At 55.5% G+C, this 15,052-nt stretch carries 13 protein-coding genes; 9 read left to right on the top strand and 4 right to left on the bottom strand.

The annotated features are described in order from the left end of the window. Position 1: 1 nt before the first annotated feature. Genes ACYVI1_RS03950 through ACYVI1_RS03940 form a run of 3 tightly spaced genes read left to right on the top strand, consistent with a single transcriptional unit; the run spans position 2 to position 5,923 of the window. Positions 2-2,008, top strand: a complete 2,007-nt coding sequence (locus ACYVI1_RS03950; protein WP_460906926.1) for a fibronectin type III domain-containing protein — start codon at positions 2-4, stop codon at positions 2,006-2,008. A 34-nt stretch (positions 2,009-2,042) separates the two neighbouring features. Beyond that, positions 2,043-5,480: a fibronectin type III domain-containing protein gene (locus ACYVI1_RS03945; RefSeq protein WP_460906924.1), complete on the top strand. Its 3,438-nt coding sequence runs from the start codon at positions 2,043-2,045 to the stop codon at positions 5,478-5,480. After that, positions 5,477-5,923: a hypothetical protein gene (locus tag ACYVI1_RS03940; protein ID WP_460906922.1), complete on the top strand. Its 447-nt coding sequence runs from the start codon at positions 5,477-5,479 to the stop codon at positions 5,921-5,923. The genes ACYVI1_RS03945 and ACYVI1_RS03940 overlap by 4 nt, the downstream gene beginning before the upstream one ends. A gap of 122 nt (positions 5,924-6,045) precedes the next feature. Here ACYVI1_RS03940 and ACYVI1_RS03935 read toward each other — a convergent pair whose 3' ends face one another. The 3 genes from ACYVI1_RS03935 to ACYVI1_RS03925 form a co-directional block, all read right to left on the bottom strand. Then, positions 6,046-6,546: an anthrone oxygenase family protein gene (locus ACYVI1_RS03935; protein ID WP_460906920.1), complete on the bottom strand. Its 501-nt coding sequence runs from the start codon at positions 6,544-6,546 to the stop codon at positions 6,046-6,048. A 19-nt stretch (positions 6,547-6,565) separates the two neighbouring features. Further along, positions 6,566-7,648 carry a hypothetical protein gene (locus ACYVI1_RS03930; protein WP_460906918.1) on the bottom strand — a complete coding sequence of 361 codons (1,083 nt, stop codon included), beginning with the start codon at positions 7,646-7,648 and terminating at the stop codon, positions 6,566-6,568. Between the two features lie 204 nt (positions 7,649-7,852). Continuing rightward, positions 7,853-9,109: an asparagine synthetase B gene (locus tag ACYVI1_RS03925; protein ID WP_460906916.1), complete on the bottom strand. Its 1,257-nt coding sequence runs from the start codon at positions 9,107-9,109 to the stop codon at positions 7,853-7,855. Between the two features lie 60 nt (positions 9,110-9,169). Between ACYVI1_RS03925 and ACYVI1_RS03920 the strand changes: the two genes are divergently transcribed. From ACYVI1_RS03920 to ACYVI1_RS03900, 5 genes are all read left to right on the top strand, one after another. Further along, entirely contained in the window at positions 9,170-11,743 is a 2,574-nt protein-coding gene (locus tag ACYVI1_RS03920) for a M1 family metallopeptidase (protein ID WP_460906914.1), read from the top strand. Beyond that, positions 11,740-12,681: a helix-turn-helix domain-containing protein gene (locus tag ACYVI1_RS03915; protein ID WP_460906912.1), complete on the top strand. Its 942-nt coding sequence runs from the start codon at positions 11,740-11,742 to the stop codon at positions 12,679-12,681. Before ACYVI1_RS03920 ends, ACYVI1_RS03915 begins: the two co-directional genes overlap by 4 nt. Positions 12,682-12,770: 89 nt before the next feature. Next, positions 12,771-13,256 (top strand): hypothetical protein, encoded by a 486-nt coding sequence (locus ACYVI1_RS03910; protein WP_460906910.1) that lies wholly within the window; start codon positions 12,771-12,773, stop codon positions 13,254-13,256. 55 nt (positions 13,257-13,311) lie between these two features. Then, complete coding sequence (locus ACYVI1_RS03905; protein ID WP_460906908.1) at positions 13,312-13,629, top strand: DUF3817 domain-containing protein; 318 nt, start codon at positions 13,312-13,314, stop codon at positions 13,627-13,629. Beyond that, complete coding sequence (locus ACYVI1_RS03900) at positions 13,626-13,853, top strand: hypothetical protein (RefSeq protein WP_460906906.1); 228 nt, start codon at positions 13,626-13,628, stop codon at positions 13,851-13,853. Before ACYVI1_RS03905 ends, ACYVI1_RS03900 begins: the two co-directional genes overlap by 4 nt. 64 nt (positions 13,854-13,917) lie before the next feature. Here the strand turns inward: ACYVI1_RS03900 and ACYVI1_RS03895 are convergent, their stop codons facing one another. Continuing rightward, positions 13,918-14,220 carry a hypothetical protein gene (locus ACYVI1_RS03895; protein WP_460906904.1) on the bottom strand — a complete coding sequence of 101 codons (303 nt, stop codon included), beginning with the start codon at positions 14,218-14,220 and terminating at the stop codon, positions 13,918-13,920. 125 nt (positions 14,221-14,345) lie between these two features. Between ACYVI1_RS03895 and ACYVI1_RS03890 the strand changes: the two genes are divergently transcribed. Then, complete coding sequence (locus ACYVI1_RS03890) at positions 14,346-15,047, top strand: lysoplasmalogenase (protein ID WP_460906902.1); 702 nt, start codon at positions 14,346-14,348, stop codon at positions 15,045-15,047. Positions 15,048-15,052 lie beyond the last annotated feature (5 nt).

Raw genomic sequence — 15,052 nt, 5'->3', positions numbered from 1 at the left:
TATGAAAGCTACTATATTATTCACCCTGTTTATTGGCCTGTGCCTGACCCAGTCGGCACGGGCGCAGTACCCGCAAATCCAGGCCGGTCGCTACGGCGTGTTTGTGCAGGTTGACAAGCTGCTGCACGGTCCCCGCTTCGGGCTGGAACGGCTCGAAACCGGCACCCGCGCGTGGAAACGTATCTATACCAACGCCGATGCGCCCCGCTCGGCCCGCGATCTGAAAATCAGACTGGTGGCCATTGCGCCCAAAAATCCGCTCTATGAACTGCCATCCGACACGCTGGCATCGGCCCTGTTCCGGCAGTTTATGACCGCGCCCACCACCGATTCCCTGGCTGCCTACGGGCAGCATCCACAAATTCTGGAAGCGCTGGGCGTGGGATATCTGGACACGGCGGTTGTGGCCGGGCACCGCTACGATTACCGCATCCGGCTGGCCGATGCACCCGCCGACGCGCCCATCCGCACCACCCGAACCATCACGATGCCGGAAGCCAATGCGCGGGTCGCACATCTGGAAACGATCACCCGCTCGCTGCGCTACGAAGCCGACGGACGGACGGTACGGATTACCTGGCTGCTCAAAAAAACAACGCCTAAGCTGGCTGGTTTGCGGGTGTTTCGGGCCACATATGCCCAAACCGGTTTTACGGAAATTGGCACGGAACGGGGATTTATAACCGGCAAACGGGATAGCACATTCGCCTTTATAGCCGACCACGATGCCCGCCGGAAAATGATTTATCAGTACGTGGTCGTACCGGTTGATTTGCTGGGTAACGAAGGTCACCCATCCGACACGCTGACGGTAACTAACCTCCGCAAAGGGGAGGTCCTGCCGGTTATCGCATCGGTCAACGCGACCAGCGCCGGGAAGGCCGGAGCCATCCGGCTGGCGTGGAAGCTATCGTCGACCAACGACCTGCGATCGGTGGAGATATGGCGCAGCAATCGCTACGACGATGGGTATACCCGCATCGCATCGGCTCAACCGACGGACACGGTTTACTTCGATAGCCAGGTAGAACCAGTTGAAAGCTATTATTACCAACTCCGGCCTAATGGTACGTATGACCAGTTAGCGACCTCGATTAAGGTCTCTGGCATGGTGAAAGCCTACCGCCCGGCTCTGCTGCCCCCTTCGTTTCTGCGGGTAAGTCAGGTGAAGGACACCCTGCGGTTTACCTGGCAACGCGCCGACTTTGACACGCGGGGCTACTACCTCTATAATTCGACCGGCCCCAATACGCCTATGCAGCAATATTCAACCCTGATCGAGTCGCGGGATTCGGTGATTCGGTACGCTGTTCCAGTCAGGAATCTACCCCTCGGAACGGGCTACCGGTGGGCCGTAGCTGCGCTGAATACCAGCTATAACATTGGGCCGAAGAGCAACGAAGTATACTCTGACATGCGCCTGCCCGACCGGGTAGCCACGCCCCTCAACCCGGTGGTTTTGCGGCAGGCGAAAGGCGTGCTGGTGGTTTGGGATAACATGAAAGAAATTGACCCCTATATTACGGGCTACACGGTTTATCGAAAAGAAGAAACCGGTAAAGAAACTAAGATTCACCAGCAAACCCCCGGTGATCGTGGTCGCAATGCCTACGCCGATTCAACGGTGCGGGCCGGTAAGCATTACACCTACCGTGTGAAAGCCTTCCGGCCCGATAACCGGGAAAGCGCCTTCAGCAGTACGGCGGATTATTTTCGGCCGCTGCCGCCGGTGCTGCCCCTGCGCGGCATCAACGTACTGACCACCAATCAGGGGGTTCGCTTAGCCTGGGACGAGCCGTTAGACCAGACACTCGACAAAATTGTCGTGTATCGCTATACCGATAAGACGGAGCGGCCCCGCCTGATTGGATCGCTGCCGGGCCGCCAAACCCAATACCTCGACCGCGAGGCCACACCGGGCATTGCTTATTACTACACCCTGGTGGCTATTCAGCCCGACAAACGCGAAAGCGAGCCAACTGACCCCATCGGTGTTGAATGGCGCTAACCCTGACTAAACCACATCGTACTCAAGCATCACCATGAAAAAATATGTTTTGTTCCTGCTATTGGGGTTGGTGAGCCAGTTAGCGCTCGCTCAGTCCAATACCGCGCCCACCACCCTGGCGGCCACCGCTAAAAGCAGTACCCGGATCGACCTGACCTGGAAAGAGGACATCACAGGCGAAGCGGGGTTCGAGATCGAGCGCAGCACCGATAACCGGTCATTTACTAAAATCGGGGATGCAGCCGCCAATGCAACTTCGTTCCAGAATACCGGCCTGTCGCCTTCCACGCGGTACTACTATCGTGTTCGGGCTATCGTGCGGGGAACTGGCTCGGCCTACTCGAACACCGCCGACGCTACCACGCTGGCCGCGCCCCCAGTGGCCAACGATCTGAAAGCCAACGCCAAAAGCACGACCTCCATTGAATTGACCTGGACCGCCAGTGGCAAAGAACCGCTGTTCTCCATCGAACGACGAACCGGGCAGTCGGGTCGTTTTGAGCGGGTTGGCGGGGGGAGTGGGTCTTATACCGACAACAACCTACAGCCCGGGACGGAGTATTGCTACCGGGTTCAGTTTGCCGAGGGGACAGAAACGGCTCCGTATTCCAACATCGCCTGCGCTACCACCCAGCAAAGTTCGCCCAGCGCGCCAGCCCGCCTGTCGGTACAGGCCGTGTCGCCGTCGCAGATTAACCTGCAATGGGCTGATGTGTCGGGCAATGAAACGGGCTTTCAGGTCGAGCGGGCCAGCAGCCCCACAGCTTCGTTCACGAAAATTGCCGACCTGCCCGCCAACAGCACGACCTACAGCGATCTAAGCCTTTCGGCTGGCACGCAGTACTGCTACCGCGTTCGGGCGATAAATGGAGCTGGAGCCAGCGGTTATTCCAGCGTAGAGTGTGCCACCACGCAGACGCCGGTGCCCGGTGTACCCACGAACGTAGTGGCCACCGCCGTTTCACCTACGCAAATCAACCTGACCTGGACGGCCCCCAACGCCAAAGAAGGGGATTTTTACGAAGTGCAGCGGGCGGGTTCACCCGGCGGCAGTTACCAAACCCTCGGTAATGCACAGGTCGGAGCCAATGGAGCCGGTTCATACGCCAGCCAGAACTTATCGCCCAACACCCAATACTGCTATCGGGTACGGCGCTATAGCGCTCCGCAATCAGATTTTGGGAATGAAGCCTGCGCCACTACCCAGACTCCGCCCGTGATAACCCCTGAGCCGCCCACGAATCTGGTGGCATCAGCCGCATCGACCTCGCAGATCAACCTGTCCTGGACGGCCACCACCTCGACGTTTGGGACGGGTTATCAGGTCGAACGGGCGACCTCGCCAGGGGGGGGCTATTCGGTCATTGCTGATTTGGGGAATGTAACAAGCTACAGTAACACCGGGCTTTCGCCAAATACGCAGTACTGCTACCGGGTCCGAACCAAATACAACAGTATCCTGTCGAATCCCGGCAATGAAGCCTGCGCCACAACACCTGCTCCACCCGTTACCATTCCGCGCCCACCGGGCAATTTAGCCGCTACAGCAGCCTCCCCGTCGCAGATTAACCTGACCTGGACCGATAACGCCGACAACGAAAGCGGGTTCGACCTCGAACGCTCCACGGATGGAACGAACTTCACGAAAGTGGCCGATAGTGGGGCCAATGCAACCGCATACAGTGACCAGGGACTGCAACCGCGCACAACGTATTATTACCGCATTCGGGCCAAAAATACGGCTGGCAATTCGCCTTACTCCAATGTTGCCAATGCCACCACCCCCGATGCACCCCCGGCTACCCCCGCCCGGTTAACAGCCACGGCCACCTCGCCCAACCAGATTAACCTGCAATGGGCGGATGTGTCCGACAATGAAACCGGCTTTCAGCTTGAACAGAGCCTTGACGGGAACAACTGGACAAAGATTGCCGATCTACCTGCCAATACAACTTCGTACCAAAACACCGGCCTGAATCCGTCAACCCGCTATTACTACCGCATTCGGGCCATCAATGCCGTTGGTGCATCGGCATATGCCAATCTGGCCGATGCCACCACGCAGGATAAACCCCTGACGCCCCCAGCAGCCCCCACCCGGCTGTCGGCAGTGGCGGCAACCGCCAACCAGATTAACCTGAACTGGGCCGATCTGTCGGACAATGAAAGTGGCTTTGAGATCGAACGCAGCCCCGATGGCACGAACTGGACGAAGACTGGGGATGCCCCGGCCAATGCAACCTCATTCCAGAATACCGGCCTGACACCGAACACCCGCTATTACTACCGCGTCCGGGCCACCAACGTGGCTGGTCAGTCCGCGTATTCCAACACCGCCGATGCTACCACGCCCGACGTAGCCCCGGCGGCACCGGCCCGGCTGACGGCCACTCCGGCGTCGGCGGTGGTCATTGCGCTCAGTTGGGCTGATTTGTCGGCTAACGAAACGGGCTTCGAGATTGAGCGCGGCACGAGCGAAACCGGTGCTTTTACGAAAGTAGCCGATGTAGCCGCCAACGTGACCACCTACGAAGACCGGGGACTAACGCCCGCCGTGCAATACTGCTACCGGGTTCGGGCTAAAAATACCATCGGGGCATCGGCCTACTCGAATGTTGCCTGCGCCACCACCCCCGACGTGCCGCCCGGCGCTCCCGCCCGCCTGACCGCCCTGCCCGCATCTCCCACGCAGATTAACCTGGCCTGGGCCGACGGCAGCACCAACGAAAGCCGTTTCGAGGTTGAGCGGGGCAGCAGCGCCACCGGTACGTTTGCCAAAATTGCCGACCTGCCCGTCAATACCACGACGTATGAAGACAAAAATCTGACGGATAACATCGCCTATTGCTACCGGGTGCGGGCGGTGAACGCGGCTGGCGCGTCGGCCTATACCGACGTTGCCTGCGCCACTACGCCCTTAGCGCCACCCGCTGCGCCGACCAACCTGGCGGCTCAGGTGTCGGACTATGACCAGATTCGGCTGACCTGGCCCCCCGTGTCGGGCAAAGCCGAAACGGTGATCATTGAGCGATCCACCGATCCAATTACGGGTTTTATGCAGATTGGGCAGCAACCAGCCGCACAGACGGGCTACGTAGATGCTGGTTTGCAGGAGTTCACGACGTATTACTACCGCATTCGGGCAACCAACCTGGCGGGTAATTCAACCTACTCCAACGTCGCCAACGCCCGCGTCGAAGAGGTTATCATTGCCGTGGAAGATGAACTGTCCACCCACACGACCCTATTTACCAACCAGCAAGCGCTGCACATCATCACCAATTGGTATCAGCCCATGCAAACGACGGTTCGGCTGCTAACGTCGACCGGACAGCTTGTGCTGACTGATAGCCGCAAAGTAAACCCGGCCGATGCCTGGAGTTATGCCCTCGACCGACTGCCTTCCGGTATGTATATTCTTGCGCTTGTCGCCGATGGGCGCTCACTCACCAAACGGATTCTTCTGCCATGAAAAACCAACGAGTCGTTCTACTCCTGTTCGTTCTGATTAGTCTGGGAAGCTGCCAGGTCCGGCAGGTTAAACCCATCACCGACCTGTTGGCTAAGGTCTGGAAAGCCAATACGGTTAAGGAAGCCGACCGGCTGGTCTTTACCTTAGGGTCAGCTACAAATATTAAACCCGGCTACACTAACTACAGGCTTAATTTAAGCCAGCCCGACAAGGTTAGCCTAAAGGACATCGACGGTCGGCTTGTGACCGGCACCTGGCGCGTCTCGACCGACAACAAACGACTGATTCTGGAAAACCTCACGCCTAAACCAACCAACACGGGTGGCATCATTGAATACTACATTTTGGCCGAACCCGATGGGGCGTCTTTAACCCTTGAACGCACGGCCGAAAGCCGAAAGACCGGAAACACCATTGACCAATACAGTTTAATTCCAGAATGACCAGGCCGATCACTCGTACTCGCCTACTTTCGTTTCTCTCGATTCTGTTGAGGCTATTGTAGCTGACAAGCAGGGCAAGAGAATCCACCTGAGTGAAGCACTTGTTGTCGTAGTAGTATTTATTAGTCAGCCTTTGGGCTCAGACAGGCAGCAATAACAAGAATGAGTGCCACTACCGATGCAACCGTTCGGACGGTATTGAGTTTATTCCAGGGCACCTCGAACGCGGTTCGTTGCGTAGTAATTCCGGCGACGGAAGCGGTCTGCAGATCAAACGCATCCAGGGCCTCATTCAGGGGAACATTGCCCAGCATTGTAACGCCCAGTACGCCACCTACATACACGACCGTTGCCCCCAGCAGAAGCCAGAAACGAACCGATACCGGCTGACCGTAATGCACCCAAACGCTAAGGGGCAACAGCAGTGCGGTGCCCAGAAAGCCAATGAAAAAGACAGGGTTTAGAATGGCTCTATTGATGGATTGCATGGCCGCCAGATAGGCTGCATCCGGTAAACGGTGCAACCCTGGGTTTACCGAGCAGGAGTACGCGTAGAAAAGCCCCGCCATGAGTGCGGTTGTGGTGGCAGCGCTGGTCAGGATGATGTTCTGGACTGCTGGCATGTGTTTTCAGGTTGGTCGTTTATTGTTTTTTGGGTCCCTCACCGGCTGCCCACGAACAGGTTTCCAGAAACATTCGGCCGTTAAGGTTGTTTGTGGCTGCTCCTTCAGTAATTGACAGCGTTGCCGTTCCCCCAGCGGTACCCCAGATTTGGTTCGGGTTGGCGGAGGGGAAACAAATGAACGTTTCGGCTGAGGCCGGACTAAGGGTGAGCGTAAACAGGACGTCCTCATGCCGAAAATTAATCTCGCCACCCGTTAGAATTTTAGGGTGGTCGGGGCTGGTGAACGCTGGGTTCAGCAAGGTGTAGTCGGTGGCCTTAAGCTGAAAGCCAGACCGTACAATTCGCTCCCCGTGCTGAAGGTAAATGTAGCTGCCCGGACTGCCGAAAATATTCCATCCCCCGCCCACAAAATGATACCAGGTCCAGCTTCCGCCCTGGCGTGCCGGCGTGTCGTTCAGGCGACCCTGTTCATGGTAGGCCTGCCCGTCGAGCTGCGTTTGATAGTCGTCCCAGTTGAGCGAGCCGGAAACGGTGCTGTTGGGAATCTGGGAAACGTAGCTGAAACCCGGCGAATTCAGCGGGGCGGGCGTTAGCACCGCCCGCAGGAGGCCCGGCATGAAGCCCGTTGGAAAAGCCGCAAAGGGCGGCTTCGTTGGTGTAATGGTAAAACTGGCCTTTACCTCCGGGAAATTAACCTGAATGGTGTATTGACGACTATGGGGACTGGACCCCTCAGCCCGAATAACCAGGCGGGACGGAATTTCCAGGTGACTGGCGGAAGTTTTTAGTTCCGATTGGGAAACGACGGTTAGAAACCGTTTGACCGCTCCCTGTTTCGTTTTGAGCGACATGGTAAACACCGCTTTCCGCCCGGTTGATGAATCTGTTTCTTCCCACCAGTGCTGGGGAATAAACGCCAGCACGATTGAACTACCATCGTGAAGAAAAAAATCGAAATACCACCATTGCAGCCGGACTTTAGGGAGCTGGAAGTTATTGACCTGAAGTTGGTGAAACCGATCTGTTTTTTGCCAGTGCTGATAATTAAGTAACCTGGTAATGAGACTTTTGGGGACTGCCTTAGCCAGAATTCTCTTCATGAAGGGAGGAGGAGAAAATGAAATTTTTCCCCAAAGCTAACCAAATCATTTCACGGCAATAACTTCAATTTCACGGAAGACATCCTCCCGAACGATTTGGGAAACACGCTTCATAGTGCAGCATAGAAAATACTACGCCTAAAAAACAAAGAGCATGAAAGGCCCGGAACCAGCCGAAAACGGGATGGTAAGTCAGACGGTGGTTTACGTTTTCCGCTTTTTCTTACGCGCCGAAGGAAACAGCACATTGTTAAGAATCAACCGATAACCGGGCGAGTGCGGGTGCAGATTCAAATCGGTGGGATTACGAAAGCCACCACCCCCGCGAATACCTTCGGGGTCATGGCCCCCGTAGAACGTCCACTGACCCCGACCCGTTTCGCCATAAATATACCGGTCGGAGGTTTTACCCTCGCCCATCACCAACGAACTGGGCTTAACGGCCCCTTTGCGGAACGCCGTCGTTTGCCCGAAGAATTCCTTGATAATGGATTCGTGGTTCTGGGTGAGCATGGCCGGAATAACATCCCACTTGGCCGAAAAATTAAACAACTCGAAGAAGCCGCCTGGCTGGTCGAATCCGCGCCCGCCAGCAGAGTTGATGTCGGAGAAGGTCGAAAAACCCCGGTAGCCGTTGTCCCCTTCGAGGGTGAAATTACCAAAGGCGAGGGTTTTGGTGAAATCGAGTTTGGCCTGGGCATCCGGGTCCGTGCCGTCGCCGTCGTAGCTGCTGCCAACAATATCGACGCCTTCAGCCGCTAACGCAATGTCGAGGGTTTCGGCACCCGAACACATGGCGAACAGATAGCCGCCCCCCGCGCAAAACTCCTTGATGGCTTTGGCAACCGCCAGTTTCATCTGCGACACTTTGGCGTAGCCGTATCGTTTGGCAATGTCTTCCTGCGCTTTAATGTCGGCTAAGGACTGCCGGTGCATACTCCGCCCAAACTGCCCCGTAAAATCTTCGTGGTGCAGGTGCAGCCAGTCATATTTTGGCAAATCGCCCTTCAGGATTTCTTCGTCGTACACAACTTCATAGGGAATTTCGGCGTAGGTCAGCACCAGCAGCACCGCATCCGTATTTTCAAACTCCGCCGGGCCAACCTTAATTGGCGAATACACAATAATTTTGGCGGCTTTCTGGAGCGTCACCACGTTCATGTTCAGGTCGGGGTCGGCCAACTGCTGGCGAATTGATGCGGCTTTGCTATCGGAAATCGCGTCAAAGGAAACGCCCCGAATCCGGCATTCGGTTTCAACGGCGGCCGTGTGTTTGACCAGAAAACTGCCGCCCCGGTAGTTCAGCAGCCAGTCGACGTCCTGGTCATCCTTAAGAATTTTATAGGCAATGCCATAGGCTTTAAGGTGATTGGTCTGCTGGTTATCCATCGGAATAAGAATGGAACCAGCCCGGCCCGCAAGGGCTGTCAACAGAAGCAGAAAAGTGATGTATTGTTTCATAGCGTACTGTATTTTTGACTCGGATAGTTAAACAAGCACCATTTATCAATACGTCTGTTTATGATTCGTTACGGCAGTCCAATTCTGTTTAGTCTTCTCACTATGTCGTGCAGCCCCCGGCCTATGCCTGCCAATTCACCTGCTATCGAAACCGGAGTAGCGCAGGGGCTGGCAACGGCCCGCCGGCAAACCATCAGCCAACTGGCGTATGCACTAAAGTTCGACATTCCTGAGCAGAAAAACCAGCCCATTCCAGCCAGCGAGACAATAACCTTTGCGTGGCAGAAAAACAACGCGCCGGTCCTGCTCGATTTCAAAGAAGAACGCGCTCATATCCAGAATGTTTCGGTAAATGGGCGTACCATTCCGGTTGTGATCGAGAGCGAACATCTGCTGATTTCTACTGCTTTTCTGAAGGCGGGCCGGAACGTGATCGCCATTCAGTTTACGGCGGGAAATTTATCCCTGAATCGCAACGACGAGTATGTCTACACGCTGCTCGTACCCGACCGCGCCCGAACTGTTTTCCCCTGCTTCGACCAGCCTGATCTGAAAGCTTCGTTTCACCTCTCGCTTACGGTTCCGGCTCACTGGCAGGCAATGGCCAATGCTCCACGGCTGGACTCCACTATAGCGGGCAGCCGCAAAACGATCAACTTCCAGCCGTCGGCTGTTATTCCAACCTACTTGTTTTCCTTCGTAGCGGGCAAGTTTACCGCCGTCTCCCGAACCATGCAGGGGCGACCCATGACTCTCCTGCACCGGGAAACCGACACCACCAAAATCCGGCTGAGTACCGACCCAATTTTCACCCTCCATGCCGACGCGCTGCGATTTCTGGAGGAGTATACCCAGCTTCCGTATCCGTTCCAGAAATTCGATTTTGCCGCCATTCCCGATTTTCAGTACGGCGGCATGGAGCACGCGGGCGCCATTGACTACCGGCTGTCGACACTGTTTTTAGATAACGGGGCCACCCGCGACCAGAAACTATCCCGCGCAACGCTCATTGCCCACGAAACGGCACACATGTGGTTCGGCGATTTAGTGACCATGCGCTGGTTCGATGATGTGTGGCTGAAAGAAGTGTTCGCCAATTTCATGGCTGATAAAATCAGCGAAGCCTCCTCACCAGACGCCAACGACGACCTTCAGTTTGTGGTCGATCATTTTCCGGCGGCCTATGCTGTTGACCGCACCGAAGGAGCCAATCCGATTGGCCAGCGGCTGGCCAATTTGCAGGAAGCCGGGACGCTCTACGGCGGCATCATCTACCACAAAGCGCCCATTATGATGCGGCAGTTGGAGCAGATCATGGGCAAAACGGCCCTGCGGGATGGCCTGCGGGAGTACCTGAAAAAATATGCCTTTGGCAACGCTTCCTGGGCCGACCTGATTGCCATTCTGGATGCCCGAACCCCCACCGACCTTGCCGCCTGGAACCACGTCTGGGTTCAGGAAACCGGTCGGCCAATAATTAGCTACCAACTTGATAAACAGCAGAATAAAATAAGCAGATTCGTTGTTTCGCAGCGCGGTGAGGATGGCTCGAACCGGTTGTGGCCCCAGCGGTTCGAGGTGGCGCTGGTGTATGCCGATCATGTTGACGAACTGACCGTGAACATGACCCAGCCGACGATTGCGCTGGAGACAGCCGTAGGCAAACCCACGCCTTTGTTTGTTGTGTTTAATTCGTCGGGGCAAGGGTACGGGATTTTTCCGGTCGATTCAGCGATGATTCCGCAGTTGGCTTCCCTAAAAAATCCGGTAACGCGGGCATCGGCTTACATCAATCTCTACGAAACAATGCTGACCGGCCCGTCAGTCATCAGGCCGGCTCAGTTGGCCGAAACATACCGCCATCTGCTGGACAAAGAGCCGGAAGAATTGACGTTGCGCTTGCTGACGGGCCAGTTGTCGGACATCGTCTGGAATGTCACCAAACCCGAAAACCGGGCGGCTCTGGCGGCTGACGTTGAGCGCGATGCCTGGCAGGCCATGGAGCAGGCAACTACCCCCGGACGCCGGAAACTGCTGTTTCGGCTTTATCAAACCATCGCCCTTAGCCGCGACGCGCAACTCCGGCTGTACACCATCTGGAACGAACAAAAAGCACCGGCCGGTGTGACCCTTACCGAAGATGATTACACCGCACTGGCTCTTGCGCTGGCGGTCCGCGATTACCCTGCCGACGGCATTCTGCTGAAACAGTTAACCCGTATCAAAAACGCCGACCGCCAGAAGCGTCTGCACTTTATGATGCCCGCCCTGTCGGGTGATGTGGCTGAGCGAGACCGTTTCTTTGCATCGCTGGCCACCGAAGCCAACCGCGACCACGAAGCCTGGGTGACGGCCGCGCTGGGGTACCTGCACCACCCGCTACGAGCCGGAACGTCGGCAGCGTATCTGCCCAAAAGCCTGGAGTTGCTGGAAGAAATCCAGCGCACGGGCGACATTTTCTTTCCTGAATCCTGGCTCCGGTCCACCCTGTCGGCGTATCAATCGCCTGAAGTTGCCCGCTTAGTCCGTACCTTTCTGGCTGACCGCCCGGCCTATAATCCACGCCTGCGGGCCAAGCTGCTGCAAACCGCCGATGGGCCGTTTCGGGCGGGTAAACTACTCTATCAGCCATGACAACCGACCAGCCCTTTCCCGCCATCAGCCCGGAGATGGCTCGTGAGCGTTTTCTAATCAAAGATGAGTCGTGGGCCACGCGCTTCAAGCCGAATTTCAATCAGTTCATTATCAGCACCATTGAAGATGGCGCGCCTGTGATCAAGCTGCCCGTTCCACCCGGTCGAACCGGCAATCACGCCCTGTTTCTGGTTACCGGCGGGCACATTCAGATGACGGTCGGGTATCAGGCTTACACGCTCCCGGCGCAGGCGCTGGTCATCGTTCCGGCTTTGCAGATTTTCTCGATAAACAGCATTCGGGACGACACAACGGGGTTTATGTGTTTTTTCAGTCCTGAACTGATCAGCACAACGTCTGCCGATCACGACTTCGCTTTTTTGAAACTGACCGGCAACCCGTTTATGCCGCTGACACCCACCGAAACGGGGTATATGATGCCTGTATTGATTCGGTTAGCAACCGAATACTCGGCGAACGGTGCTCAAAAAACCGACCTGATTCGGCCCTATCTGCTGGCCCTGCTGGGCGAAATCAACCGGGTATATGCCAGCACAACGCCCGCCCGAGCCGATGCCGGTGAGCGGCTGTTGCAGGGCTTTATGGACCTGCTGAATAAACAGATTCGCCAGCATCACCTCGTTGCCGATTATGCCGAACGACTGCACGTTAGCCCCAATCACCTCAACAAAGTCGTGAAATCCCGCACGGGTCAATCGCCGTCGGTATGGATCGATGAGCGCCTTGTGCTGGAAGCCAAAGTGTGGCTGTTTCAGTCGGACCTGGCCATTGCCCGGATTGCCGCCGAGTTGGGTTTCGATGATCAGTCAACATTTGGCAAGCTGTTTCGGAAATACGCCGGTATCAGCCCGACTCATTTCCGCAGTCACTATACTGACCGGTCTGGCCGGGTTGCCGATGCCGGGCGGGACGAATGATTGATTCAGGCCAATCTTCGCTTCTTCTGGCCGAATCGGCACGGGGTAGTTCTGCCGAACTTTGCGCCTGATTTAAGCGGTGCTCTCCAATGATTTATCCACTTGTTCTATTCCTCCATAATGCCCTGCGGTGGTTGGTGCTGGGCAGTTTGCTGGCCGCCTTAGTCCGTAGTTACTGGGGTTGGCTGCGGCCCCGTCCCGGCCCGATCGTTGAACCGCAGATGCTGCGCGTAGTGGCTACGTCGATTGCCCACACGCAACTGCTGGTTGGTTTCTATCTGTATGTCATCAGCCCGATTGTGGCGTATTACTGGACGTTTAAACCCGGTCTGGATTCGTCTGCCTTCAGCAAATCAGTGGAGTTTCCTTTTTTTGGCCTGATTCACATAAGCCTGATGTTTACGGCTATTGTTGTCATGACGGTCGGTTCGAGTAAGGCTAAACGCCAGACCCAGGCCCGGCAGAAATTTAAAACCACCGCTATTTATTTTACCATTGCTCTGTTACTAATTCTGGTGGCCATTCCCTGGCCGTTTTCGCCCCTGGCAAGTCGCTCGTGGGTTCGTTTCTTTTAAGTGGCAGGTACTTACCCTCCTGTTACTTACTAACTTAATACGTACTACTACCAGCATGAATTTCTTCAACTCACCTAAAATCCGGTTGCGGGCCGTGGGATTCGCCGAGGGGCTTTCCTATTTGCTGCTGTTGTTTATCGCTGTGCCCCTGAAACGGCTGGGCGGCCATCCTGAAGCCGTGCAACTCATTGGTCCAATTCACGGGCTGCTGTTTTTGCTCTACGTACTCACGGTCATTCAGGCCAAAACTGAATATGGCTGGCCGCTGGGAAAAACCCTGCTGGCCTTACTGGCGTCGATCATTCCAGGCGGAACGTTCTATGCCGACTACAAAATCTTCCGGCACTTGCGGGATACGACCGAACAGGTATGAATGTGCTGGTTTTTAAGACAAGTATGGTCGGCGACGGTTGCCGAAGTACGGTTGCTGCCGCCTTCAGCCAATTTGGCGATGCCCTTCGCTGGAGTGCTGACTTAGACGACTGCGACAAAATCCTTCGTGTTGAACGGGTGAGCAGGCTGGAGCGGCCCGTTACGGCTCACGACATTATTGGCGTGATGCAGAACGCCGGATTCGCCTGTGAGGAACTGGCCTGATTGAACTACCGTAAACGCAAAAAGCCGGATGAACGATCCGGCTTTTTGTAGTCAACAAAGTTATTTATTTCACTGCTTCAATAGCAGCCGCAGCCTCGATGGCCTCAATAGCTGACCGATTGGCGGTGGCGAATTCGTCGCGCTGCTGTTCAAAGTGGGCGAAAATTTCGGTAACCGAATCAACATTTTCAGCAATTTTGGCGTGCATCGTCCCCAGATTTTTTTCCAGATAGGAGTCATTTAGTCCATTCATATTATCGACTTCAATCTGGCTGATTTTTGTCATGAGCGCTGTCTGACTATTTTGCAAATCTTCCAGTTCGCGAACAATTTTGTTCATCAGCTCAAATTTCTGTGCCTTATCCATCTGTCTCTATTTTTTGTTAAATACTACCTATGTAAACGGGCTGAGCAGCAAATGGTTTTATCTTATCAGGTAAAGGCTCCGCTACCTTGCCCAACGCTACGACTGGTTAACTAATTTCCGGACCCATGACTGCTAAACCCAGCGCGCTGTTTACGTTCACGTTTATTCTGATTACCCTGCTCGAAATGCTCGGCGATACGCTGTCCATTCGCTGGCTGCAGTATGGATGCAAACCGCTGATTATGGCGCTTCTGGCGGGTTACGTATGGCACCATTACCAAACCATCGGCTCTTCGGTTCCGGTGAGCTGGTTGCTGACCGGGATGCTTTTCGCCTTGCTGGGCGACGTCTTTCTGATGATACGTGAAGTTGATCTGTTTGCGCCCGGTTTAGGCTCATTTGCCCTGATGCAGGTTTGTTATTGTGTCGTTTTCTGGCAGTCCATTCGGGCCCAGGGGCGACGCATCGGGGTCGGTTCGTTTTTACGGGCTACCCTGCCATTTGCGCTTTATTCGGGCCTCTTTCTGGTCTTTCTCAGGCCCGCTTTTAGCCAGAATCCGGCTTTAGCCGGTTTGTGGTGGCCCGTTGTGGGCTATGTTGTTTGCCTGAGCACGATGGGTGTGCTGGCCAGTCAACGGCATGGTCTGCCCGGATACGGCTGGGTATTGGCTGGTGCGCTGCTGTTTATTCTGTCTGACTCATTTATAGCCATCGACAAATTCCTTCGCCCCCTTAGCGGGGCTGTCTGGCTCATCATCAGTACCTATGCGGCCGCCCAATGGTTGATCATTGCGGGGCTGGGCTGGCCCTCAAAAACTACCGTATGAGTAGG

It is taken from the genome of Spirosoma areae, from assembly GCF_054781775.1.
Note: the sequence above shows the minus strand (reverse complement) of the source record. Positions and strands in the feature narration are given on the sequence as shown.